General features: G+C 38.2%; 25 protein-coding genes. 11 read left to right on the top strand and 14 right to left on the bottom strand.

Translation table 11 applies throughout. The features are described from left to right. Positions 1-101: 101 nt before the first annotated feature. Entirely contained in the window at positions 102-2,180 is a 2,079-nt protein-coding gene (locus tag BUA72_RS18755) for an LTA synthase family protein (RefSeq protein WP_072924548.1), read from the top strand. Here the strand turns inward: BUA72_RS18755 and BUA72_RS18750 are convergent. From BUA72_RS18750 to BUA72_RS18740, 3 genes are read right to left on the bottom strand one after another with little or no spacing between them, the layout of a single operon-like run. Next, complete coding sequence (locus BUA72_RS18750) at positions 2,170-3,297, bottom strand: glutathionylspermidine synthase family protein (protein WP_175548917.1); 1,128 nt, start codon at positions 3,295-3,297, stop codon at positions 2,170-2,172. The genes BUA72_RS18755 and BUA72_RS18750 overlap by 11 nt on opposite strands. A 3-nt stretch (positions 3,298-3,300) precedes the next feature. Continuing rightward, complete coding sequence (locus tag BUA72_RS18745; RefSeq protein ID WP_047450995.1) at positions 3,301-3,627, bottom strand: hypothetical protein; 327 nt, start codon at positions 3,625-3,627, stop codon at positions 3,301-3,303. Further along, the gene (locus tag BUA72_RS18740) at positions 3,627-3,947 is read right to left on the bottom strand and encodes a hypothetical protein (RefSeq protein ID WP_139259649.1); all 321 of its coding nucleotides are present in this window, start codon (positions 3,945-3,947) and stop codon (positions 3,627-3,629) included. The genes BUA72_RS18745 and BUA72_RS18740 overlap by 1 nt, the downstream gene beginning before the upstream one ends. Positions 3,948-4,023: 76 nt before the next feature. Between BUA72_RS18740 and BUA72_RS18735 the strand changes: the two genes are divergently transcribed. Next, the gene (locus BUA72_RS18735) at positions 4,024-4,881 is read left to right on the top strand and encodes a KPN_02809 family neutral zinc metallopeptidase (RefSeq protein WP_034724201.1); all 858 of its coding nucleotides are present in this window, start codon (positions 4,024-4,026) and stop codon (positions 4,879-4,881) included. 52 nt (positions 4,882-4,933) lie between these two features. Here BUA72_RS18735 and BUA72_RS18730 read toward each other — a convergent pair whose 3' ends face one another. Further along, positions 4,934-5,770, bottom strand: coding sequence for a GLPGLI family protein (locus BUA72_RS18730; protein WP_072924545.1), 837 nt, complete (start codon positions 5,768-5,770; stop codon positions 4,934-4,936). 9 nt (positions 5,771-5,779) lie between these two features. Then, complete coding sequence (locus tag BUA72_RS18725; protein ID WP_072924544.1) at positions 5,780-6,703, bottom strand: GLPGLI family protein; 924 nt, start codon at positions 6,701-6,703, stop codon at positions 5,780-5,782. Positions 6,704-6,917: 214 nt separating this feature from the next. Here BUA72_RS18725 and BUA72_RS18720 point away from each other — a divergent pair, with 214 nt between their 5' ends. The 5 genes from BUA72_RS18720 (at position 6,918) to sufD (ending at position 11,670) form a co-directional block, all read left to right on the top strand. Further along, a complete protein-coding gene (locus BUA72_RS18720) occupies positions 6,918-7,247 on the top strand; it encodes a HesB/IscA family protein (RefSeq protein WP_034724203.1) in 330 nt (109 codons plus the stop codon). Positions 7,248-7,319: 72 nt separating this feature from the next. Beyond that, a complete protein-coding gene (gene sufB / locus BUA72_RS18715; RefSeq protein WP_047451002.1) occupies positions 7,320-8,768 on the top strand; it encodes a Fe-S cluster assembly protein SufB in 1,449 nt (482 codons plus the stop codon). Positions 8,769-8,866: 98 nt separating this feature from the next. Next, positions 8,867-9,271, top strand: coding sequence for a GxxExxY protein (locus BUA72_RS18710; protein WP_072924542.1), 405 nt, complete (start codon positions 8,867-8,869; stop codon positions 9,269-9,271). Positions 9,272-9,501: 230 nt separating this feature from the next. After that, positions 9,502-10,245 carry a Fe-S cluster assembly ATPase SufC gene (gene sufC, locus BUA72_RS18705; protein WP_047451004.1) on the top strand — a complete coding sequence of 248 codons (744 nt, stop codon included), beginning with the start codon at positions 9,502-9,504 and terminating at the stop codon, positions 10,243-10,245. Positions 10,246-10,362: 117 nt separating this feature from the next. Beyond that, positions 10,363-11,670 (top strand): Fe-S cluster assembly protein SufD, encoded by a 1,308-nt coding sequence (sufD, locus tag BUA72_RS18700; RefSeq protein WP_175548920.1) that lies wholly within the window; start codon positions 10,363-10,365, stop codon positions 11,668-11,670. 215 nt (positions 11,671-11,885) lie between these two features. On the opposite strand, the gene BUA72_RS18695 is transcribed toward sufD, so the two are convergent. Then, positions 11,886-12,806 (bottom strand): DUF3078 domain-containing protein, encoded by a 921-nt coding sequence (locus BUA72_RS18695; RefSeq protein ID WP_047451007.1) that lies wholly within the window; start codon positions 12,804-12,806, stop codon positions 11,886-11,888. Positions 12,807-13,044: 238 nt separating this feature from the next. Further along, the gene (locus BUA72_RS18690; RefSeq protein ID WP_072924541.1) at positions 13,045-13,971 is read right to left on the bottom strand and encodes a DUF3078 domain-containing protein; all 927 of its coding nucleotides are present in this window, start codon (positions 13,969-13,971) and stop codon (positions 13,045-13,047) included. A 257-nt stretch (positions 13,972-14,228) separates the two neighbouring features. Here BUA72_RS18690 and BUA72_RS18685 point away from each other — a divergent pair, with 257 nt between their 5' ends. The 3 genes from BUA72_RS18685 to gdhA all read left to right on the top strand — a co-directional run bounded on the left by BUA72_RS18685 (position 14,229) and on the right by gdhA (position 17,882). Further along, positions 14,229-14,996 carry a rhomboid family intramembrane serine protease gene (locus BUA72_RS18685; RefSeq protein WP_072924539.1) on the top strand — a complete coding sequence of 256 codons (768 nt, stop codon included), beginning with the start codon at positions 14,229-14,231 and terminating at the stop codon, positions 14,994-14,996. 227 nt (positions 14,997-15,223) lie between these two features. Then, positions 15,224-16,333 (top strand): DNA-processing protein DprA, encoded by a 1,110-nt coding sequence (gene dprA / locus BUA72_RS18680; RefSeq protein ID WP_072924538.1) that lies wholly within the window; start codon positions 15,224-15,226, stop codon positions 16,331-16,333. A gap of 190 nt (positions 16,334-16,523) precedes the next feature. Further along, entirely contained in the window at positions 16,524-17,882 is a 1,359-nt protein-coding gene (gdhA, locus tag BUA72_RS18675) for an NADP-specific glutamate dehydrogenase (protein WP_047451015.1), read from the top strand. A 410-nt stretch (positions 17,883-18,292) separates the two neighbouring features. Here gdhA and BUA72_RS18670 read toward each other — a convergent pair whose 3' ends face one another. The 5 genes from BUA72_RS18670 to BUA72_RS18650 form a co-directional block, all read right to left on the bottom strand. Next, the gene (locus tag BUA72_RS18670) at positions 18,293-19,813 is read right to left on the bottom strand and encodes an amidohydrolase family protein (protein ID WP_072924536.1); all 1,521 of its coding nucleotides are present in this window, start codon (positions 19,811-19,813) and stop codon (positions 18,293-18,295) included. A 103-nt stretch (positions 19,814-19,916) separates the two neighbouring features. Further along, positions 19,917-20,657: a LytTR family DNA-binding domain-containing protein gene (locus BUA72_RS18665; RefSeq protein WP_072924534.1), complete on the bottom strand. Its 741-nt coding sequence runs from the start codon at positions 20,655-20,657 to the stop codon at positions 19,917-19,919. 150 nt (positions 20,658-20,807) lie between these two features. Continuing rightward, positions 20,808-21,146, bottom strand: coding sequence for a hypothetical protein (locus BUA72_RS18660; RefSeq protein WP_072924533.1), 339 nt, complete (start codon positions 21,144-21,146; stop codon positions 20,808-20,810). A 115-nt stretch (positions 21,147-21,261) separates the two neighbouring features. Next, positions 21,262-21,750, bottom strand: coding sequence for a YkgJ family cysteine cluster protein (locus tag BUA72_RS18655; RefSeq protein ID WP_072924531.1), 489 nt, complete (start codon positions 21,748-21,750; stop codon positions 21,262-21,264). Further along, positions 21,751-22,722, bottom strand: a complete 972-nt coding sequence (locus tag BUA72_RS18650) for an ion channel (RefSeq protein ID WP_072924529.1) — start codon at positions 22,720-22,722, stop codon at positions 21,751-21,753. 153 nt (positions 22,723-22,875) lie between these two features. Here BUA72_RS18650 and BUA72_RS18645 point away from each other — a divergent pair, with 153 nt between their 5' ends. Continuing rightward, the gene (locus BUA72_RS18645; protein ID WP_072924528.1) at positions 22,876-23,256 is read left to right on the top strand and encodes a group III truncated hemoglobin; all 381 of its coding nucleotides are present in this window, start codon (positions 22,876-22,878) and stop codon (positions 23,254-23,256) included. Between the two features lie 168 nt (positions 23,257-23,424). On the opposite strand, the gene BUA72_RS18640 is transcribed toward BUA72_RS18645, so the two are convergent. Next, on the bottom strand, positions 23,425-24,495 hold the full coding sequence (locus BUA72_RS18640; protein WP_034724228.1) for a calcium:cation antiporter: 1,071 nt from the start codon (positions 24,493-24,495) through the stop codon (positions 23,425-23,427). Positions 24,496-24,736: 241 nt separating this feature from the next. Continuing rightward, complete coding sequence (locus BUA72_RS18635) at positions 24,737-25,075, bottom strand: DUF6122 family protein (RefSeq protein WP_034724230.1); 339 nt, start codon at positions 25,073-25,075, stop codon at positions 24,737-24,739. Positions 25,076-25,077 lie beyond the last annotated feature (2 nt).

Below are 25,077 nucleotides of genomic sequence, written 5' to 3'. Positions count from 1 at the left end.
TAATTCAAAAAAATGATAAGAAATGTCATGTTTCCGTTTTTTTTCACTGAAAGTTATATACAAAAACTATCTTTGCGGAAATTAACTTATACATTACGTGCATGTTTCCAAGTAAAATAAAACCATTCTTGTATCTAGGGATTTTTTATCTGATTATCTCACTGATCATACGGATTGTATTCTTTTTTCATCCGATCACTACGGCCAGCTTTGGATTTTTTGAAGTCATCAAAGTTCTGTCTATTGGTCTTTTGAATGATATTTTTGCTTTTACGCTAGCCAGCACCCTTTTGGCAGTCTACTTTTTATTCCTATCGAATTCTAAATATAAAAAGCCATACGGATATATTATTTTTGGAGCATTGGTTCTGTTTTTCCTGTACATCCTGCTCATTCCGAATAATATTTTCAATCAGTACGGAGGATCCATTTCTGAAGTGGCACTTGCGTTCGTAGGAATCAAAACTGTTTTCTTTGGATTAATGCTTTTTCTCCCTTCAAAAAGGATCAAAATCAGGAATGTACTGTACTTCATTACATTATTATTATATGTTCTTCTCATCATTTTCAATGCGGTAAGTGAGTATTTCTTTTATAATGAATTTGGGGTACGCTACAACTTCATCGCTGTAGATTATCTGATCTATACCAATGAGGTTATAGGAAACATAATGGAAAGTTACCCTGTTGTTCCTTTATTTTCAGCGATCCTGATCGTTACTTTAGCCGTGACATGGTTTATCTATAAAAAAACAAAAGACGAGCTTTTAGAGCTTCCGAATTTCAAACAGAAAATGATTCTTCTGGGATCTTTCGTGGTTCTTGCCGGCATCAGTCTTTTGGGTATATCTTCATTAATGCAGCTGAGATCGGACAATGTCTTTGCTGATGAGATTGAAAACAACGGACTTCCTAAATTCTACTGGGCTTTTACCCACAACGAATTGGATTATTTCCAGTTTTACCCGCAAATTGCTCAGCAGGAAGCTGAAAAGAACTTTTTAAGCCAGTATTCTGAACCTTCATTATCAAGAAATATCGTTTCAGAACAACCTGAACTGAAGAAGAATGTAGTTCTCATCTCTATTGAAAGTTTATCTGCTGATTTCATGGCACATTATGGCGGTACTTTAAAGATCACTCCTTTCCTGGACAGTCTTGCTGAGCGCTCCATGATGTTCACCAATCTTTATGCGACCGGAAACAGAACCGTAAGAGGACTGGAGGCATTAACGCTTTGTATTCCTCCTACTGCAGGGGAAAGTGTTATTAAAAGAGATGACAATAAAAATAAATTCACAACCGGAAGCGTATTCAAATCTAAAGGATACGATGTAAAATTTCTGTACGGAGGCTACAGCTATTTCGATAATATGCAGGACTTTTTCGCTGGAAACGGATACGGTATAGTTGACAGAAATAATTTTAAACCTGAAGAAATCACATTTGCCAATGTTTGGGGCGTTGCTGATGAAGATATGGCTAAAAAGGCAATTCAGACGATGAATGCTGAAGCTAAATCCGGGAAACCGTTTTTCAATCACTGGATGACTGTTTCCAACCACAGACCTTTTACGTATCCTGATGGAAGAATTGATATCCCTGGAACCGCAAAATCACGTGATGGAGGTGTAAAATACACTGATTATTCACTGAAACTGTTCTTTGAAATGGCTAAAAAACAGGATTGGTACAAAAATACAGTCTTTGTCATCATTGCTGATCACTGCGCATCTAGTGCAGGGAAAACAGAACTTCCAATGGACAAATACAGAATTCCTGCGATGATCTTCTCAGAAGGATTCATTGAACCTCAGAAATTTGATAAGCTGATGTCTCAGATCGATATCATGCCTACCCTTTTCGGACTGTTGAATTTCAATTATCAATCTAAATTCCTTGGCCAGGATGTCTTCAAAAAAGAATTCCAGCCAAAAGCTTATATCGCAACTTACCAGGACCTTGGTTTTGTAAAAGACGGACGTCTGACGATCATTTCACCTGTTAAAAAGGTAAAACAGTATTCTTTACAGCTGGAATCCAGTAGCCTGGCTCCTGAATTCAAACTGTATTATGATGAAAAACTGATGAAGGATCCTGATCAGAAACTGGTCAATGACGCTGTTTCTGCCTATCAGTCCACTTCATTCTGGTTAAAAGAAAAGAAACTTAACCGATAAGGTGAGGAACAAAACGGCTTTGGTTATTGGTGATCAGGTGAACACTTTCCCTGATCCCGATGCCGGCAGGCTCCTGCCCGATAACCCAGCTGCCAATAACCGGATAATTCCCGTTAAAATTGGGAAGGTCAAACAGCTGCTGATAAATAAAACCTTCTTTACCGTATATCCCATCGTTCTGCTCAACCGGAACATTATTTTTGTGAAGGATCACATTCGCTCCCTCTCTTGAATAAATTGGTTTTTTAGCAAAATCTTTCAGATGTCTCGGTTCAAAATAAGATTCCAGCAAATACGGATGATTCGGATACATCTCCCAAAGGATTGGCAGAAGCGCTTTGGAGGAAAGTAAAATTTTCCAGGCCGGTTCTATCCATTGCGATCTGAAGCCGTTTTTCACAAGCTTTTCACCAAAACCGTCTGCAAGAATCCATTCGTAAGGATACAGCTTGAAAATATATTCCATCACCGAGCGGTCTCCGGCTACGAATTCTGAGATATCCTCGGCCCATCCGATATCCTGAACAGGTATAAACTCTGTATCAAAACCCGCCTGTGAGGCACAGTCACGCATATATTCCACATTAGTTACATCCTCAATATTGGTAAGGGATGCGAAATAAATATGGTGCGGATTCATATAATTTTTCAGATGTTTCCAATAGCCCACCAGTTTCTCATGTATTGAGTTAAACTGATCTTTATAAGGGTACAATTCCTGAAGCCAATACCACTGAATAACAGAACCTTCGTACAGCGATGTCGGTGTATCGGCATTAAATTCAAGTAATTTCAGGTTTTTACCATCAAACCCGAAATCAAATCTCCCGTAAATGGATGGATGATCTTCTTCCCAGCTCATGGTGATGTAATTCCGGAACCATTCAGGAATATTGAATTTGTCCCACAGATTTTTTGCAATAATATAATCTACCGCTTCCAGACACATCTGCCAAAGCTCGGCAGTGGCTGTTTCTATGGTATTAATCTCTTCGGGAGTCAATTGGTAATAATGGCTTTCGTCCCAATAAAGCCCATCCAGAGAATGATATCCGAAGCCTAGATTTTCAAGCTTATGCTGCCAGTCCTTCCTGAACTGTGATTGAATTCTTTCCATAGTTTATGATGATGCACTGAAACCACTTCTTCCCAACTGGCCTCTTACTACATTTCCTTTGTAATTATTTCTTCCGACATTGGACTTGGTGCTTATCGCATCACTATAATAGCCGGCTTTCTGATAAGATCCGTAACTATAGGCTCCATATGGTCTGAAGGCATGATACAGAAGAATCCCCGTCATAAAACCATGTGATCTGGAATAGGAAGCCGTGGTATCAGACCTCATGTAGACTTTCTTTTCTCCTTTATCTTTAGGCTTTTCCTGAGAGCAGGCAGCCAATATACCGGTAACGAAAAGTAATTTGATAGAACTGGACTTTTTCATTATTGAACCGTTATAAAAAATTGATAGTCTTTTTTCGTTTTGGCAATATGGTCGTTGTCATCATTGTCTTCGCCTCCCACAAGAGTATCTCCAAGACTTGGAATCGTGTCTTTTTTTATAATTTCTTTGAATAACTGTTTATCCTTCCATATCCTGTGTTTTGTAATAAGAATATCAGCATTATCAATATGTTCAACGGAAAGTTCTGTTTCGATAGAACCCATCTTGTCTACGCTGTTTACTTCGTCTTCTTTTTCTTTTTTACATGCTGTAAATGCCAATATCCCAACTGATAACAGGCAAAGTTTAATTTTTTTCACGCGGGCAGTAATTTTTCACAAAAGTAGTAATTTAGTAATGATATTATTTTAAATTTACAAGGCAAAAATTTTTATTATGAAATGGACAGACGATAGAGGCGGGAACGTAGATGACCGCCGTGGTTCTGGTGGCAGCGGAGGTATGGTTGTAGGTGGAGGGCTCGGAACTTTGATTATAGCTGCGATTATTTTCTTTTTAGGAGGTGATCCATCAGGTATTCTGAACTCCGGTAGTGTCCAGTCTTCCGGGAGTGGACAGAAGCGGGAACTCAGTGCCCAGGAACAAAAAATTGGAGAAATGGTTGGTATGATAGGTCAATGGAACATTATTACGTGGGATCAGATCTTTAAAGAAAATGGAATGACTTATACCAAACCGGAGATTGTTCTTTTTGAAGACACTACACAATCCGGATGCGGAACCGCTCAGTCAGCAATGGGACCATTTTATTGCCCGGCAGACCAGAAAGTCTACATGGATATGACCTTTTTCAATGAACTTCAGCAGAGATTCGGAGCTCAAGTAACAGAATTTACGGTTGCTTATGTTCTCGCTCATGAAGTAGGGCATCATGTACAGACTCTTCTCGGAACGACACAGAAAGTAGACGCATTAAGAAGAAGCGGAAGATATTCTGAAGCAGATATGAACAGGGTTTCTGTAGCCACAGAACTTCAGGCAGATTTTTATGCCGGCGTATGGGCAAAACGAACGAATGATACAAAAGGTATTCTGGAGCCAGGCGATATAGAATCAGCGATAGATGCTGCACAGGCGGTGGGTGATGACAATATCCAGAAAAGATCTCAAGGATACGTTAATCAGGAAAGCTTTACTCATGGCTCTTCTGCCCAGCGTAAGGAATGGTTTCTGAAAGGTTATAACACAGGAGACATTAAGCAGGGAGATACATTCAACCAGCTTTTGAAATAAATGTAATCTAAACAAATAAAAACCCTGAAGAAGTTCTTCAGGGTTTATTTTTTTATTGTAATTCGATTGGATTGCTGTTTCTTTTAGCTTCCTCTTTTGCTCTCTCTTCCATTCTCTTTCTCATGTCTGCCGGGTTTTGATTTCCGCCACCACCACCTGCTCTTGGGGGTGCTGGAAAACCGCCACCACCACTTTGCATAAATGACATCGGATCTTTTTTAAATTTCTCCTGCTGTTTGAGGTAGTCAGCTCTTTTTACTTTTATGGTATTTCCAAACTGGTTTAAAGTAACGAGCTCTGCAATTTTATAGTTCTTCATCAGGTCAAAAGAATATTCACCCTTATCATCTTCTACTTTAACGATCAGTCCTGGAAGTCCGCCAAATTTATAAGGTCCATCTTGGTAAGGAAGATCCGTTGTAAACCATGCGGTCCATTTTCTTCCTGCAAAATCCGTTGTGGCTTTTTGCACCTTGTACTCTCCTATTTTAGTTGTTTCAGAAGACATTTTCCAGTTCAGAGGACGGTCTTCCTCGTACACATAAATATCTCTTCCTATTCTGTCTTTAAACGATATGGTCTGGCTGGATTTATCTTTTTCCACCGTATAATTGATATTGCTCCTCAATCCTTCCATCTGTTCTCTATTGATAGAAGCTCTTCCAACGCCGCCCTGAAAGGCCTTCTGCAGGATAGAATCTCTTTTGTATCTGTTTTCGGAATAAAAAAGAGACTTTTCACCGGAAATATCTAAATATGCATTTTCAGTTTTAATATCCGTTTTATTTTCCGCATCAGGTTTCATGGTTACCTGGTACACAAATCTGTTGTTTTGTGCGGAAATATGCTGCATCAACAGCGCTAAAGCAAGAATGCCTATTTTTTTCATTTCTAAATTTTATTTTAATTCAATTGGGTTCTGACTGACTTCATTTTTAAAAGAAGAATTACTGCTCATTCCGGAACTTGGCCCAGACATATCAATTCCATCCATTCCTCTGGGCGACATCCCGCTGCCTGAGTGATTTCCTCCTCTCATTCCGCCCATTCCGCCACCATGTTTTCCACCACTGCCAAAATTCTGCATTCCTCCATCGCCGCCCGGTGCTATTCTCCGGTTTTTTGAAAACTCCAGTTCAAGGGCCGCTTTATCTCCATTAAAATTAACTCTCGTGCTTTGCCTTGCATCGGAGGTTACTGGCTCTTCAAAAGAATTTTTAATCATCATTTGTTTTACAAGATCAAACTTATAATCTCCTTTATCATCTTCCAGCTTTACAATCAGCCCCGGTAATCCTGAGAATTTATAAGGTCCGTCAGAAACATTAATATCTTTTGTAAACCATGCGGTCCAGATTCTGCCTCCAAAATTTGTAAGAGCCTTTTGAGCCTTATATCCATTTTGCACTTCCGTAACATCTGTTATTTCCCACTTCACTGGCCTGTCTTCCTGATAGTAAATCTGTTTTCCAAGTACTCTGTCATAAAAATAAACTTTCTGCTCAGGAATGTTTTTAGTGATGTAATAGTCAAAAAAAGTAGGTTCGGGATGTTTTCTTATGCCTGATTTTGAAATATCTTTTTTTTCTTTTTTTATTTCTTCTCCTTTATTCGCACTCCATAAAGAATCTTTAATTAATTTATTTTCACTGATGAATAAAGACTGCTTTCCTCTGACATCCAAAAAAGTTTTTTCACTTTTCATGCTTACCAGATTAATAGAATCCGGATTTACTGAAGTCTGATAAATGTATCTTATCGTCTGCCCATGGTACATTGTTAATAAAAACAATCCAAAAAAAATAAGAAATTTGTTTCTCATTATTATTTCTTTTATAGATATTAAAACCTGCTCAAAGTTAAACCAAAAACAGAATTTTAGAATTTACAGGGTCGAATTTATCTAAATTTAACATTCACAATCATATCGATAATGACGTTAATAACATCGGAATCATTAAAATAGATATCTTCAATTTGAGATTGCGGAAATTAGTTCGTATTTTTGCATCATTAAATCATTCTAAATAAATACAATGATAAAAGTATCGGACCAAGCAAAGGCAAAAGCCATCCAACTTATGTCGGAAGATGGCTTCAACCCTGCTGAAGATTATATAAGAGTAGGGGTAAAAAGTGGAGGATGTTCTGGTTTAGAGTATGTTTTGGGATTTGACAATCAAAAAACAGACACAGATCAAATTTTCGAAGACAATGATGTGAAAATTATTGTTGAGAAAAAGTCTATCCTTTATTTAGCAGGAACAATCCTTGAATATTCAGGAGGATTAAACGGAAAGGGGTTTGTTTTCAACAATCCTAATGCATCCAGAACGTGTGGTTGTGGAGAGAGTTTTTCTTTATAGAAAAGACATTAGATAAAGATGTCAGATCTGTTTCTGAGATCTGAAGTCTGATATCTGAAATCAAAAAAAACAATGAGTAAATATACTGAAGACGATTTAAGAGTCGATCTAGAAAATAAAAAATATGAATTCGGGTGGGAAACGAAACTGGATTATGAAGAGTTTCCAATCGGTTTAAATGAAGATATCGTTCGTGCGATCTCTGCTAAAAAAGAGGAGCCGGAATGGATGACAGAATGGCGTTTGGAATCTTTCAGGATCTGGCTGAAAATGACAGAACCTACATGGGCTAACATTAAATATGAAAAGCCTGATTTTCAAGCGATCCGTTACTATGCTGCGCCAAAAACGAAGCCGGAACTGGAAAGCCTTGATGAGGTAGACCCTGAATTATTGAAGACTTTCGCGAAACTGGGTATCAATATCGAAGAGCAGAAAAGACTTTCAGGAGTTGCTGTAGACATCGTTATAGATTCTGTTTCTGTGAAAACAACTTTCCAGGATACCTTAATGGAAAAAGGAATTATTTTCTGTTCTATTTCGGAAGCGATTAAAAACCATCCTGATTTGGTAAGAAAATATCTTGGAAAAGTAGTTCCGAGAGGAGATAATTTTTATTCAGCACTGAATTCCGCAGTATTTTCTGACGGAAGTTTCTGCTATATTCCAAAAGGTGTAAGATGCCCGATGGAACTTTCCACTTATTTCCGTATCAACCAGGCAGGAACAGGACAGTTTGAAAGAACGCTTGTGATCGCAGATGAAGGAAGTTATGTATCTTACCTTGAGGGATGTACAGCTCCTTCAAGAGATGAAAATCAGCTTCACGCAGCTGTTGTGGAACTTATTGCCATGGACAACGCTGAGATTAAATACTCAACTGTTCAGAACTGGTATCCCGGAAATGAAGAAGGAAAAGGAGGAGTTTTCAATTTCGTAACCAAAAGAGGATTATGCGAGAAGAAAGCAAAAATCTCATGGACACAGGTGGAAACAGGTTCTGCGGTAACCTGGAAATATCCTTCTTGTATCTTAAAAGGTGACGGATCTATCGGAGAGTTCTACTCTATCGCAGTGACCAACAATCACCAGTATGCTGATACAGGTACAAAAATGATCCACATCGGAAAGAATACAAGATCAACGATCATTTCAAAAGGTATTTCTGCAGGAAAATCTCAGAATTCATACAGAGGTCAGGTGAAAGTAATGCCTTCTGCAAAAGGAGCCAGAAACTTTTCACAGTGCGACTCTCTGCTGATGGGTAATGAATGTGGTGCACATACATTCCCATACATTGAAATCAAAGATCCTACTGCACAGCTGGAACATGAAGCTACGACTTCAAAAATCGGGGAAGATCAGATCTTCTACTGTAACCAGAGAGGAATCAATACAGAAAAAGCAATTGCTCTTATTGTGAACGGTTTCAGTAAAGAAGTATTGAATAAACTTCCGATGGAATTTGCCATTGAAGCACAAAAATTATTGGAGATCTCTCTTGAGGGAAGCGTTGGATAATAATTTAAACATTAAGAAGTTAAGCATTTTACTTTCTTACAATCTAAATGTTAAAGAATTAAGGAATTGATAAATCAATTTTTTGAAGAAAATTAAAGATGACCAAAGCAGAAGTAACACAGCTTTCTTATGACATCATAGGATGTGCAATCAAAGTCCACAAAGAATTGGGACCAGGTCTGCTCGAAAGTGTTTATGAACTGTGTTTGGCATATGAATTAAAAGAAAGGGGATTCTTTGTTGATCAGCAAATTAGTACCAAAATCAATTATGGAAAAATTGAGATTGAAACTCCATTGAAAGTTGATCTGCTTGTGAATAACACAATTATTATAGAAATCAAAACGGTTGAAAGTTTATTACCGGTTCATCAGGCTCAATTGATGACTTATATGAAAATTTTGAAAAAGCCTCAAGGCCTGCTCATTAATTTTTATACGGATAATATTACTAAATCTATGATTCCTTTAATAAATGAATATTTCACAAAACTTGCAGAATAAGAATAAAGCATTGTGGAATTAAGTAGATTTGCAAACCTTAAAGTCCTTCATTCAAATCAATTTATTGGTTTGCTTAAAAAAGATAATACATTAAGAAAAACTTAATTTCTTAATGTTTAAAATAAATTAAAAATTGTATTTCATTCGCGGGGCCCGGAACATTTGTGATTAGTGGTTTAGGATTACAAAAGACAAAAATGTCAGTCTGATCTTGCGATAAACTAAAATATATGTTAGAGATAAAAAACTTGCACGCCAAAATTGAAGACGGCGCAGAAATTTTAAAAGGTATTAATCTTGAAATAAAGCCGGGCGAAGTTCATGCTATCATGGGACCGAACGGAGCTGGAAAATCTACTCTTTCTTCTGTTATTGCAGGAAAAGAAGATTATGAAGTAACGGACGGAGAAATTCTTTTCCAGGGGGAAAACATCAGTGAAGATGCTCCTGAAGAAAGAGCACACAAAGGAATTTTCCTTTCTTTCCAGTACCCGATAGAAATTCCGGGAGTTTCTGTAACCAACTTTATTAAAGCTGCTTTAAACGAAACGAGAAAAGCAAACGGACTTGAGGAAATGCCGGCAAAAGAAATGCTTGCCCTTATCCGTGAAAAGTCGGAGCAATTAGGTATAAAAAAAGACTTCCTTTCAAGATCACTGAACGAAGGATTCTCAGGAGGTGAAAAGAAAAGAAACGAGATCTTCCAGATGATGATGCTTAATCCGAAACTGGCTATTCTTGATGAAACAGATTCAGGTCTTGATATCGATGCCTTAAGAATTGTTGCAGACGGTGTGAACCACTTTAAAAACGAAGGGAATGCAGTACTTCTGATTACTCACTATCAGAGATTGCTGAACTATATCCAGCCTGACTTTGTTCACGTTCTTGCTAATGGAAAAATCATCAAAACAGGTGATAAATCTCTTGCATTAGAACTGGAAGCAAAAGGGTACGACTGGCTTCTTAACTAAGAAGAAACTCTTTTCAGCAGGGATTTTATCAATCCTTTCTGAAGATGCGGAAAACCCGCAATACATAATATTATTTTTAAATATATAAAATAAGGTGTGATGGCCGAAATATCAGTAATGGCTTTATACGATCAGATTATTGACAATCACGGTGAATTTTTGGAGAGTCTTCGTCACAGATTTCTGGATGAAGAAAGAAAATCTGCTCTTCAGAATTTCGAAAACTTAGGTTTTCCGACAAAAAAAGACGAAGAATATAAATATACCAGCATCAAAGAAATCACGGAAAAAAACTATAATTTTTTCCCGAAAGAAAGTCATAATATTACCAAAGAACAGCTGGATCAGCTGCATTTAGGGGAAGAAAATTTTGACTGGATCGTTTTTGTGAATGGTAAACTTCATAAAGAGCTTTCAAAAGTTTCTATTGAAAACGTAGAATTTCTTTCATTCAACTATGCATTGAATGATGAGAAACATAAAGAAGTATTTGATAAGTATTTTAATACCATTGCTTCTAAGGATACGGCTTTCACCAACTTAAATCTTGCTTACTGCAAGTATGGTTTCTTTTTGAAAGTTCCTAAAAACGTAGTGATCGAAAAACCGATTCACGTTTTTTATATTTCTCAGAATCAGGAAGAAAACACATTCTACAACACAAGAAATTTACTGATTGTAGAAGAAGGCGCTAAAGTAGAGGTTATAGAAAGTCACCACAATTTCGACAGTACCTATGTGCTGACGAATTCTGTAACGGAGATCTTTACCTATCCGAATGCAAAAGCAGACTGGCATAAACTTCAGAACGACAACAATACTTCGTATCTTATAGACAGTACATTCGCAAGACAGGAAAAAGACAGTTTAACAACTGTAAATACCTTCTCTTTCGGAGGAAAACTGGTAAGAAACAACCTGGACTTCATTCATAACGGAAGCAATATCAATTCGTTTATGAACGGAATCACAATTATTGGAAAAGATCAGCTGGTAGACCACCACACAGCGGTTCACCACAATTTCCCGAACTGTGAAAGCTACCAGAACTATAAAGGTATTTTCGATGGAAATGCTCATGGTGTTTTCAACGGAAAGGTTTTCGTAGATAGAATTGCCCAGAAAACAAATGCTTACCAGCAGAACAATAATGTATTGCTAAGTGAGGGTGCCAGCATTGACACTAAACCTCAGTTGGAGATCTTTGCTGATGACGTAAAATGTTCTCACGGATGTACTGTGGGGCAGCTGAATGAAGATGCGCTGTTTTATCTAAGAGCAAGAGGTATTTCTAAGAAAAAAGCTCAGGCTTTGCTTTTATATGCTTTTGCTAATGATGCGATGCAGAACATCGATATTGAACCGCTTAAAGAAAAAATTTCGAAACTTTTAGCTGAAAAGCTACAGGTGGATTTAGAATTTTAAGACTAATATAAATTGATACCCAAAAAAGCACTTCTTCTGAAGTGCTTTTTTATTGATATCCTATCAGGAATGGAAGCCCGAAGCTGGAAGAAGGAAGTTATTGAGTCCAAATCGGAACTCTATTGTTTTTTGAGACGACTTCTTACTATAACTGTCAGAAATCATAGGTCTACTAGTAACTTCCAGCCTCCCTCTTCCATCTTCCTGCGGCCTAATTATTTCAACCAGGACTGATTCTCTTTCTTATCAGAACGTTTCTTACCGTTATCGATGTTATAAGCGAATCCTACTCCCAGAGTCTGTTTAAGCTGAGTTTTCTGAATCTGGTTATGATCATACATCAGATCCAGTGTTATATTGGTTGAGATAAACTTATTGATCTTCATATTAAGAATTCCGCTGTATCCAAGCACCAAATGGTCCGGTTTATCAAGATAGTTTGAAAATACGGAAGCCGTATTCGTCAGGTTGATGTTATCCATGATCTTGACTTTGTAAATAGCCGTTCCCAGGAAACCGAACTGGAACAGAGAAGAATCACCGTTATTTTTCAGGCCATAAGTTCCTGCCGTCTGAAGAGCTTCATCCAGAACAAAAGTTACTCTGGCATTGGCCGGACGAAGTGTCGCTGTAAAATTATCATTAGGGCGATAGGTAACACCCACCCCTACATTAAGATATCCCGGAGCCATAAAATTGGAAATCTTTTTGGCATCAGGATTATTGCCATCCTCATAACCTCCTGCAAACTGCGTCTGAAGGCCTATACCTCCAGACAGATACCAGTTCTTGGCAAATTCACGCCCGTAATTCGTAGAAATATTGATGACATCCTGTGTTTTTCTGGTTCCGATCCCTTTTGTATTATTCTGTCCGTAACCCAAAATAATGATGTTTTCCCAAAGGTCCTTCCCTTTTTCATACGTAAGATTATAATTCACTCCGGCAAGCCACCCCACATTGTTAGCTCCACCACCAACCCAGTTCGAGAACGCAGCCTGATTAAGCATTAATGTATTCTGTCCCTGAATAGACCAGGCTTTCACTGTATCTGTTGTAGCAGCTTCGGATTTGGCCTCCTGAGCCATTGTGCTTACTCCCATAGAGATGGAAAGGGCAAATAAAAGTTTTTTCATAAGTAAGGATTTTTCGTTACAAAAATATACATATATTTTTTGGTAAAAAACTAATCACTCATTTATGATATATATTAATTATTATTTAATGCATTAAACAGCAGCTTAATTCACTAAAATAATAGAATAAAAATCATCAAATAAAACAATACTGTTTAAAATATTTATTTGAATTAGGGCTAATAAAAAAATCACTCCGGATTGAAGTGATTGTATATTTTTTACTAAAATTAAATCTTTATTTTTTAATCCACCACTGGCTGTCTTTACGGTCAGAGCGTTTCACTCCATTATTCAGTGTATAGGCAAATCCGATCCCAAGGGTCTGTTTCAGCTGGGTCTTCTGGATCTGGTTATGATCATACAGAAGATCCACTGTAATATTGGATGAGATAAATTTATTCACTTTAAAGTTGATCAATGCTCCATAAGCAAGTACCAGTCTTTCAGGGTGATCCAAGTAATTGGAAAACACAGAAGCGGTATTGGTGATGTGAACATTATCCATCAATTTTACTTTGTATTGCGCCGTCCCAAGAAAACCGAACTGCAACAGCGAAGTGTCACCATCATTTTTCAAACCGTAGCTTCCTGCATACTGAAGTTCTTTATCTAAGACAAAAGTCCATCTGCCGTTGGTAGGACGCAGCGTGACCGTCAGATTATCATTCGGCCTGTACGTGATACCCATACCGAGGTTGAGGTACCCTGGCGCCATAAAATTGGAGATCTTTTTAGCCGCTGGATTATTTCCGTCCTCATATCCGGGTGCAAACTGCGACTGCAGACCTGCTCCCAGTGAAAAATACCAGCTTTTGGAAAATTTACGCCCGTAATTGGTGGACACATTAATAACATCCTGGGTTTTTCTTATACCAAGCCCTTTCGTATCATTCTGCCCGTAATCCAGGACAATAATGTTCTCCCAGAGGTCATTGTCTTTTTCATAGGTAAGATTGTAATTCACTCCGGCAAGCCATCCTACATTGTTGGCTCCCCCACCGACCCAGTTTGAAAAGGCCGCCTGATTGATCATTAAACTGTGTTTTCCTAATACCGACCAGTATTTTACCGTATCTACGACTACTGAATCTTTTTTCAATTCTTCTTGTGCACTTGCATAAATCCCTATAGCAAAGGAAAGAATCAATAAAAACTTCTTCATTATTTTACATGATTTTCATTACAAAAATATTAATATAATTTTTTTTAAAGCAAATCTCAGGTCATAAAATGCCTTAAACACGCTAAATTCTCTTCATGCAACCAAAAACAGGCCAGTTTAATACGTTCAATGTCAAAATATTAAGCTCCGTATGTTAAAATTGAAACCTTTTGTCTGAAAATAAGCAGATCTCCACACGACACATCGCCAAATTTTCCGAAATTTATCATTGGCTTTTGATTTGACGTACCCTCCACATGTTTAAAAATATAATTTCCAAAAGGGCTGTTATCACCCCACTGCTGATGCTTTCAGCTATGTGGTTCGGCTACTTTCTGCAGATGCAGGGCTTTTTCCAAAGCTGTTTTGGGGCCATTATACCTCTATTGCCGGAAGGCTTGCTGGGAATCATCACAGCTCCTCTTCTGCATGGAAATATTGATCATATTATGGGGAACTCTATTCCGGTAGCGATCCTTCTCTTTCTTTTGTATCAATTCTATCCTTTGGTAGCCAATAAAGTGTTTGTCATCGGCTGGCTTGCAACAGGTCTTCTGGTCTGGATGCTGCCTCCTATAGATATTCTAACCGGAGATTATATGTACACCTGTACCATTGGAGCCAGTGGTGTGGTGTATGTCCTCGCCTTCTTCCTTTTCTTCAGCGGTGTTTTCAAATGGAATATGAAACTGCTCACCATTTCGCTCCTTGTCGTTCTGTATTATGGCAGTTTGATTTGGGGAATGTTTCCGGAAGAACTGTTCTACAATCTTCAGGAACCGAGTAAAATCTCATGGCAGGCTCACCTTTCCGGAGCTGTCGTAGGAAGTATCATTGCTTTTGCGTTTAAAAATGTAGGCGAAAGAAAAAAAAAGTATATCTGGGAATTTCCAAATTACTACAGCGAAAAAGACGATAAACTGTGGCAGGAATACAAGGAAAATCATCCTGATGACTTTCTGGAACTCCCTTATAAAAAAAGAGATGATATCTGGGATCATTTGGAGGAGTTGAGAAGGAAGTAAAATAAAGTTGGAAGCTGGAAGAGGGAGGATGGAAGTTACTACTAACCTTACAGCAACTAATAAAGTTCCGGGATACGGGTTTCGTGGTTAGGAAAAACAACTTCAGCCAGCAACCCTCAAACCCTCAAACACTCAAACCCTCAAACACTCAAACACTCAAACACTCAAACTCATACCACGTAACTTCAACTCGGGTTATTTTATTACATTTGGGGGAAACACATACAATGATCTCTGAAGAATACCTCTACGCCATCGCTCTGCGCGAATGCAGCCTGATTGGCGACATTAATTTTCATAAACTTGTAAGAATATTCGGAAGTGCTGAAGAAGTCTGGAAAAAAGCAAAGAAAGAGTACAGCAAAGCCGATGGCATAGGACGAAAAACGGTTGCCGATATTGGAAAGGAAGATTATCTGAAATTTGCAGAAAAGGAAATAAAATTCTGTGAGAAGAACCAGATTATGATCAGGCTGAGACACCTCAATGAACTTCCCTATTTGCTCAACGAATGTGATGATTCGCCCGCCATTCTATATCAGAAAGGAAGTTTTGAGGATTCGTTACCAAAAATAAGTCTTGTCGGAACGCGCAGTATGACTTCTTACGGCAAGCAATTCATCAGCGATTTCTTCGAAGCAACCAAGCCTTACAAATACATATCCGTCAGCGGATTAGCGCTTGGAGTGGATAAAGAAGTTCACGAACATTCCCTTCAACATCAAATTCCTACCATAGCTGTTCTGGCTCATGGATTTCACACGCTTTATCCATCGAAAAATAAAAAACTGTCTGAAAAAATTGTAGAAGAAAACGGAGCATTGATCACCGAATTCAATTCCTCCAGAAAACCTGACCGCGAAAATTTCATCCAGCGAAACAGAATAATAGCCGGACTTTCTCCTTCAACGATTGTCGTGGAAACCGGATTTGGAGGCGGATCTGTAAGTACCGCTTCATTTGCCAACGACTACAACCGGGAAGTTTTTGCCTTGCCGGGAAAGATCACAGATCCACACAGTCAGGGATGCAATCAGTTGATTTTCCAGAATAAAGCATCCGCCATTTCTACCATAAAAGATCTTATGAATTCACTTGGATTCAATCCTACCAAAGAGAAAACATCAGAACTCTTCCCGTATAGTGAATTAAACATACAACTTACTGAAAGTCAGGAAACCGTTTATCAGTCGATCAAAGCCCATCCGCAGGTATCTCTGGACGATCTGGCGCAGATGATTTCGATGGCTTCTTACAAAATTCTTCCTATAATTTTAGAATTGGAGCTTTTGGGGAAAGTAAAATCATTTTCCGGGAGGCAATTTACCGCAATTTGAGAATTAACGATTTCTTAATATTGCATTATTTGAGACGTAACTTTTAATTTTCAACAAAATTTGATCACTAATTATCAATTTAATAATATTTCGGGACATTATTATTTAATTTTTAACAATGTTGAAATAGAGTATTGTGAATCTTGAAAAAAAAATTAAATTTGTTGACAATAATATTCAACCCTAATATATGGAACAATATAATATTGACCAGAAAATCCAGGAGTTTATTGCCAAGATTGAAGCAAAAAATCCTAATGAACCAGAATTTTTACAAGCCGTAAAAGAAGTAGCTGTGACTGTAATTCCGTTTATTATGACCAAGAAGGAATATACGGGAATGAAGCTTCTAGAGAGAATGGCTGAACCTGAAAGAGTTATAATTTTCAGAGTTCCATGGGTTGATGATAAAGGAGAGATCCAGGTAAACAGAGGATTCAGAATCCAAATGAACTCTGCGATCGGACCATACAAAGGAGGAATTCGTTTCCACCCTACTGTAAACCTTTCAGTTCTTAAATTCTTAGCTTTCGAGCAGGTATTTAAAAACTCATTGACTACTCTTCCGATGGGCGGAGGTAAAGGAGGTTCAGATTTTGATCCGCAAGGAAAATCTGATATGGAAGTAATGCGTTTCTGCCAGGCATTCATGACTGAATTATGCAAGCATATCGGTCCTGAAACAGATGTACCTGCAGGAGACATCGGTGTAGGAGCAAGAGAGATCGGATATCTTTTCGGACAATACAAAAAAGTAAGAAACGAATTTACAGGAGTACTTACCGGAAAAGGTCTTGCTTACGGAGGTTCACTGATCCGTCCTGAAGCTACAGGATACGGTGTAGTATACTTCGCAGAGCAGATGCTTAAGACGATCAACGAAACATTTAAGGATAAAATCGTAAGTGTATCAGGTTTCGGAAACGTAGCCTGGGGAGTAATCAAAAAGGCAACTGAGCTTGGAGCTAAAGTAGTAACAGTTTCTGGTCCGGACGGATACATCTATGATAAAGACGGTATCAGCGGAGAAAAAATCGATTATTTATTAGAATTGAGATCTTCAGGAAACAACAGAGCTGAAGACTATGCTAAAAAATATCCTTCTGCTGAATTCCACGCTGGAAAACGTCCTTGGGAAGTGAAATGTGACGTAGCATTCCCATCTGCAACTCAAAACGAACTGGATCTTGAAGATGCTAAAGTTTTGGTAGGAAACGGATGTCTTTGCGTTACTGAGGCGGCTAACATGCCTTCTACTTTAGATGCAATTAACTATTTCTTAGACAATAAAATCTTATTCTCGCCTGGTAAAGCTTCCAATGCCGGAGGTGTTGCTACTTCAGGTCTTGAGATGACGCAGAACTCTATCCGTCTTAACTGGACTTCTGAGGAAGTTGACGCAAGACTGAAAGAGATCATGATCGGAATCCACAAGGCTTGTAGAGACTACGGAAAAGATGAAGATGGCTACGTAAACTACGTGAAAGGGGCAAACATTGCCGGCTTCGTGAAAGTTGCGGAAGCAATGCTGGCTCAGGGAGTGGTATAAAATAAATAAAGGTTGGGTAAATTCCCAGCCTTTTTTGATACAGCCTGTTCCCGGGATAATGGGAAAAAAGTAAAAAGTGAAAGGAGAAAGCGCTGTACATGTTACAGCGCTTTTTTTATTGTATCAACTGAAAAAAATTAACCGGTATCTTCAACTTAATCTCAAAACTTGGGGAGCAAGCTTTTTTAAACATTAAGACATTAAGATCTTAAAAGATGGAATACTTAAAGATCAATTTATTGATTTCTTCATTCATAATAATAAGGATACTGCTTAAATCCTTACTGTTTAAATTAAGAAATAAACTAAAGTTTATTGAGGTTAAGAAAATTAAGATCAATTTTAAACAGACCATTATAAGTTTGATTGTATTTATTGTACTCTCCAATTTTTGAGACTGATCCGTATCTTCACTTCAGGTATTCACCAATTTCTATATTCCTGTTTTCATTATTGGCATTCTCAATGCTTTTCAAGAGCATTTTAATTTGAGTTTTGCTTATGATATGACTGTTAAAAAACACATACTCAATAGCCTTTGTATTCCTGATATCTTCCAATGGATTTTTAGCAAGCAGTACCATATCTGAATGATACCCCGTCTTGATCTTCCCGGTCTTACTTTTCATCCATAGACCCGGCTCCACCGTCGCAGAATAAATAGCCTGTGAATTGGTCATCCCGGATCGAGATAAAGACTCTAATTCATCGTGAAGGGCAAACCCGGGAACAACCGTGGCAACATTAGCATCTGTTCCGGCCATAACGGGGACATGGTGATCTACCAATGCTTTGTTCATGATATGGATCGCTTCCGCATAGGTCTTCCAAAACCTTAGTGATAACTTTTTGGCTTCAGGTGTATCTTTTCCATCATATTCATAGCCATTCTTACCGGGTAGCCAACCCATTTTGTATAATGGTGTTCCTTCAATAATTTTGGGATTAGTATATCTTAGTTCTATTTCTTTAAGTTTAGTTTTTAAGTCAAATCGCTGGGTTAAAAAGCTTTCGCATAACCAAACGGTTGAAGTAACACTTATTTTATTTTCTTTTAGTTTTTTGGCGATCTGATCTGACCGTATTTTTAAAAACCGGAGATATTCTTCTGGATTTTTAGAAATTGGTTTTCCGAATTCATCAATTGTTTTAACCGTTATTTCCTCAATGTGGGCAACTTCCTTCTGACCTGAGGAAGAAAAGGTTTCTAAATCAACCAACGGGATGTGCCCAATAACTGGTATCTTATTTTCTTTCGCAATTTGTATTGTTGTTTTAAACATTTCCGGATTGACAAAACCGTACATTTTAATGGCATCGTAGCCCTGCTCCTTTATTTTTTTTATGGCTTTTTCCGCATCTTTTTTATTGGAATAATTGACGGACTGTCTTGTCCAGCTATAATAATAACCCGCCAGACCAGCCTCACTAAAAATAGGTGGTGAAGCAACAAACATTCTCGGTCCCAAACCGCTTTTCAGGATTGATTTCCGCCATTCTAAAATCTCCGGACGCCCGGCCATTTCCCTGATGTAGGTAACCCCATTCGCCAGATATAAAAACAAATCATTCTTACTTTCTTTCACATGAACATGGCTGTCTACAAGACCCGGAATAAGATACTTTCCCGTACCGTCAATGATAGTAGCATCCTTATTCACCTGCTGATTGGCGTCAAGCTGAACAATGAGTCCATCTTTGATAAGGACGGTCTGATTGGTAATAAAATGAGTACAATCTTCCGAAAGGACATTAACATTTCTTATCTGAACTAATGATGATGATTTAGTAAATGAAGAAAAATCAATAACCCGGGTAGATTTCCCAAGAACTTTATTCAGTTCATGATCTGCCCATAAAAAAACACAGCCCATCATACACAATCCTATTGCAGATGACCATAAAATTCTCCTGATCCAAAGTTTTTTCATATAATATCTATTCTTATCTGGAAGGCAAAATAAAAACAAAAACACCGTTCAACAAGGTGACATGAGGGATTAGGGATGAAATACGCGGTTTTAGGGACGGAAATTATAAGGACAACAACTGTTCTCTGTAATTTTTAGAAACGGGAAGTTCAATTTGAGTAAGCGAAATGGTATCCGCATTTTTCCAGGCCTTAAAATGAGATGGATTGATGAGATGCGAACGATGAATCTGAATTAAAAAATCAAAATCATTCTGAATCTTTTTAAGGGTACTGCGAATGAGTTTTACCTTTACTTCATTTCCTTCTACAAAGAAAATCTCAACATAATTCTGAGCATTGGAAACACAGATCAGTTCATCTTTTTTTATTTTTAAAATATCCAGCTTATTGTCTCCCCTGATAATGATGATGTCATTCGGTGCAGGAATTAATGAAACCACATAGATCCTTGCCAAAACGATGATGGGCGTTGAAATCAAGGCTGATTTAAGAATGATGGTCTCTAAAAACTTAAAAAAACCATATCCTCCATTCAAAACAGGGCTTTTATAAAAACAATACGTGCCTATCCAAAAAAGAAACTGAAAAAAAACAATGCTTATTAATTCAAACCCGATGTTCCATTTTGCCAGTTTACTATAAACCCATTTCTGCAGGAAAGCAATAACTCCATAACACAGAAATGCAATGACACTAAATCCAATACTGATAATGAGCCATACCTTAAAACTAATGGTTCCGTCGTCAAACGGTCTTATAAAAAAAGCAAAAATGAAAAGCCATATACTCAGGAAAACTCCTATCAGTAGATGATGCTTAACGGAAGGGTTTAATCTTTTCATTGAATAAATCAGCTTGGCCCGGGTAATCCGGATCTATATTTACGCCCGAAATATACGTAAATAATGAACGGGTTGATTATTCAAAGAATGGATAACAAAAAAATCCTGAAACATGAAGTCTCAGGATTACCTTTCTACTTTGCTCAGTATTTACTTAGATGACTTTGCTTTTTTCTTAGCTTTTTTCTCTGCTTTTGTTACCTCTGATGGTTTCGTAGCATCTGTAGCTGCCTCCGCATTTACGGTCGCCGCAGCATCAACTGTTGTAGCAGGAGTGGCTGCTGCATCTACCGTAGCGGTTGCAGTTGTGGTTGTGGTTGCCGGAGTATTTTGTTTTTGGGTAGAAGTTCCCGGTGTAGTCTGTTGTTTAGTTTGAGTGGTCTGGTTATTAGGCGTCTCGGCTGGCTTCTGCTGTTGTGTCTGGGTCTGAGCCGATACTGCGATTACGCCGACTAAAGTAAACGCTGCTGTTAAAACTAACTTTTTCATAATACAATATTTTAAATGGTTGTTTAAATTAAACGACTCTTATTATATTAAATTATGCGTAATAGTCTTATTTAACGTACTTTATCATTATTTAAGAGATTTTACAAACTCTGATTTATTTCATAATATTCTTCATCATCTTTTCCACGAATTCAAATGCAGCGGGGCAGATAACGGTGTTTTTAAGCATCAAATCATTGATCTGATAGATCTTTTTACGGTCTGTATGCGGATATTCCCGGCAGGCTTTCGGCCTTACTTCATAAATAGAACAGGTATTGTCATTATTCAGGAAATAACACGGAAGATTCTGAAGGACCTTATCGTTATCTTCGTCTACTCTTAAGAATTTGGCTTCAAAATCAGCCTGCTTCATCCGCAGATGTTTTGAAATACGCTCGATGTCTTTTTCGGTGTATAAAGGTCCGGTGGTTTTGCAGCAATTAGCGCACTGAAGGCAGTCTACTTCATCGAAAACTTCATCATGGGTTTCCTGAACGATATAATCGAGGTTCTTGGGCGGTTTCTTTTTCAATCCGTCCAGAAACTTTTTGTGCTCCTTCTGCTTCTGTAAAGCCTGCTTTTTATAGAGGTCTAAATTCATTTATTCGTTATTTCCAGCTGTAGCCGGAAGATCTGTTTTTTGATAGTCATTAATTTTATCCAGATCCAATATCGTGGTCAGATCATTCTGGTCGGGATAATACATCGGAGTAAATTTAGCTCCGTAAACAATTTCTGCAGAGACGTATGAAGATCTCTGAACCACTGTATTGGAAAAGACTTCGTCAAATGCACGCACCTGAACAATAATCTCAATATCCGTATTCTTAAAATCATCCTCAGAAAAGCCATAAAAAGGTGAATCTTCCTTGATTTCGTGAACAACCGTCCAGTTCAGCGCCAATGTATTGATCTTGCTTAAATGGGTCTTTAAAGAGTAGAAGTTACTTTTCGGAACTCCATTCTCAATCACTTCAATCGCTGTAGAAACAATCACATCCGCATCCGTTAAAGCATTATTTTTAAAAGGTGCCAGTCTGAACATCAACGCCCGTGAATGTTTAAACGGAGCAATCACAGCGATATCCGAAAATCTCAGATAAGCTCTCGGTCTTGAAAATCTTCCGTAAAAAAGTCCGGTTGCGATGGCAAAGGTAAGCAATCCCAGAAAAGCCTCAAAAGTAGCTACAAGACTTGCCGTAAATCCTACAGGCGCAATTCTCCCGTAACCCACGGTAGTAAAGGTCTGCGAACTGAAGAAAAACACATCAATGAACTCGTTCAGCGGATCGCTTTTATCAATTCCGGTAAGATGCTCTACGCCTATCAGATAATAAATCATTGCGAATACGAGATTGATCAGAATATAGGCCACCACCAGATAAGACAGGAACCGGAAAGTCGAAAGGTTCAGCATCGTGTGATACCAGCTTAGTCTGTTGAATACATTCACGCCTCTCCGCTTGACATTCGGAAGTCCGTCCTTATTGATGAACCTTCCGGATGCATTGCTTCCAAAACCACTGTTTTCAGTGTTTTTCTGACGGATCTTCTGTCCGAAGCCTCTTGCCATTTTTATACTGTTTATCTTTTAAAAGTAAGTGAATAAAATGATTTTACAATCTCTTATTTCACCATTTCCGCTGCAAAGATAAAATATTGTTTTCATGAAATTTATCAAGCTGCCGATTCAGTTTTTAATTTGATTTTGCAGTACATTTGAACTATGAAAAAATTGGAATCCAGAGAGGATATTGAACATCTTGTGAATTCATTTTACACGAAAGTTGTTAAAGATGAGACCATTGGGTTTTTCTTTAATGATGTAGCCAAAGTAGACTGGGACAAACACCTTCCTAAAATGTATTCATTCTGGGAATCTATTCTGTTTGGTCAGATGAGCTACAAGGGAAATCCTATGGGCGTTCATTTTCCGATCAATGAAATTCAGGCGATGGAACAGCAACATTTTGACCGCTGGCTAAAGCTCTGGAGCACCACTATCGAAGAAAATTTCGTTGGAGAAAATGCCGACATGGCTATTTATAAGTCTGAAAATATCGCTAAGCTCATGGCTTTTAAAATGGAGCTGGCGAGGAGGCTCTAATAAGTTTGAGAGTCGGAGCGTTTTGGGTTTGAGAGTTTCGGGATGCCGGTTTTCGAGATGCGGGGTACGAGATTTTTGGATTCGAGTTATAGATTTTGGATTAAAAAAAACGGAAACTCCAGGAAACCTGACTTTTCTAACTTCTAATATCTAATTTCTAACCTCTAATTATGGAACGATGACCGTAAAGATGTAAGCAGCAAGGTTAACTAATAAGACCGTTCCGTACAGGATATTCGTCTTTCCACGGCTTAAAGAAAGCATCACAATAAATACGGACAAAGAAAGAAGGATAATGTCTTTTTTATCCAATCCTAATACCAAAGGAATATCATACATGATACAAACGGTAGATACCGCTGGAATCGTCAGTCCGATACTCGCCAATGCAGATCCCAGGGCCAGATTTAGACTGGACTGTATCTGATTGCTTCTCGCCGCACGGATCGCTGCCACTCCTTCAGGAAGAAGTACCACTCCCGCAATAATAACCCCAACCAACGATTTCGGAGCGCCTATGCTCTGTACCATTCCTTCAATCGTTCCGGAAAGTCCCTTCGCCATCAGTACAACAATGACAAGACACACCACCAGGAAACCGAAGCTGATCAGCGTTTTGTTCAGGGAAGGAATATAATGCTCTTCAGGATGTTCATCAGGAACGATAAAGTAGCTTCTGTGACGCACCGTCTGTACCATCAGGAAAACTCCGTAGATCACAAGACAGGCAATAGAAATAAATATTAATTGGGCTTCGTTATAGAAAGGTCCGTTGACACTTGAAGTAAAATTAGGAAGGACAAGGGTAAGCACCAGAATGGAAACAATACTTACCAGATAAGTGGTTGCAGAAGTTCTTGCAAAGAACTGTTCGTGGTATTTCACACCACCTACGAGGATACAGATCCCCAGAATTCCGTTAAGAATAATCATGACGGCAGCAAAAACGGTATCTCTGGCCAGCGTGATCGCCTGATCTCCGCCGGCCACCATGAGCGAGATGATAAGCGCGACTTCAATAATGGTGATACAAAGGGCTAGGATAATGGTTCCGAACGGCTCGCCTACTTTATGAGCCACCACTTCTGCGTGGTGCACTGCAGATAAAACACTTCCGGTGAGCAGAAGTCCTGCAATAATGTCATTGACAACTCCACCGCCCATCAGGCCGGAAAAATAATACCCCACCGCCAGAACAGGGAAAATATACGTATAATGTAAAAGTTCTTTTAATCTCATAAAGTGTCTACAAAATACAAAAAATCTATCAAATTTGAAATACTAAAAGAAAATATTAATGATATTTTAATGTGATAAGGATGGAAGTCAGAAGCTCGAAGAGGGAAGTTATCGAAGTCATAAACGACGAAGACTACCATTCTTTTCTCTTTTAAATCCTACTTTACTAATCTATTATCACCGTAATTGATCCTGAAACTGACTATTAACTTCCAGCTTCCCTCTCCCATCTTCCTCTCTCCTAGTGCATCCACAGGTTAAAATCCAGAAAATCCGTCAGCATATGAAACAGAAGACCAATAGCAATAATTCTGATATTTCCTTTGAAAAACAGCAGCAAAAAATACACCGCAATGGCATAATAGGAATGTAAAATATGAAAACCTATGCTATTTCTTGACGGATCAAAAACAGGATTGGCAAAAAGATGGTCCAGATCCACCAGCATCGTCGCCAGCATAATGCAATACGCCTTTTTCCAGTTTTTACGAAAAAAGACCAGCGCAATGAAAACCGGAAAAACCAGATGTAAAAAATAATGGGTACAAGTTTTCAGCAGTGCAATGTCAGATGGATTCATGA

The sequence above is a fragment of the Chryseobacterium sp. OV279 genome (genome assembly GCF_900128945.1).
GTDB lineage: Bacteria > Bacteroidota > Bacteroidia > Flavobacteriales > Weeksellaceae > Chryseobacterium.
This window is presented reverse-complemented; position numbering and strand designations above follow the sequence as displayed.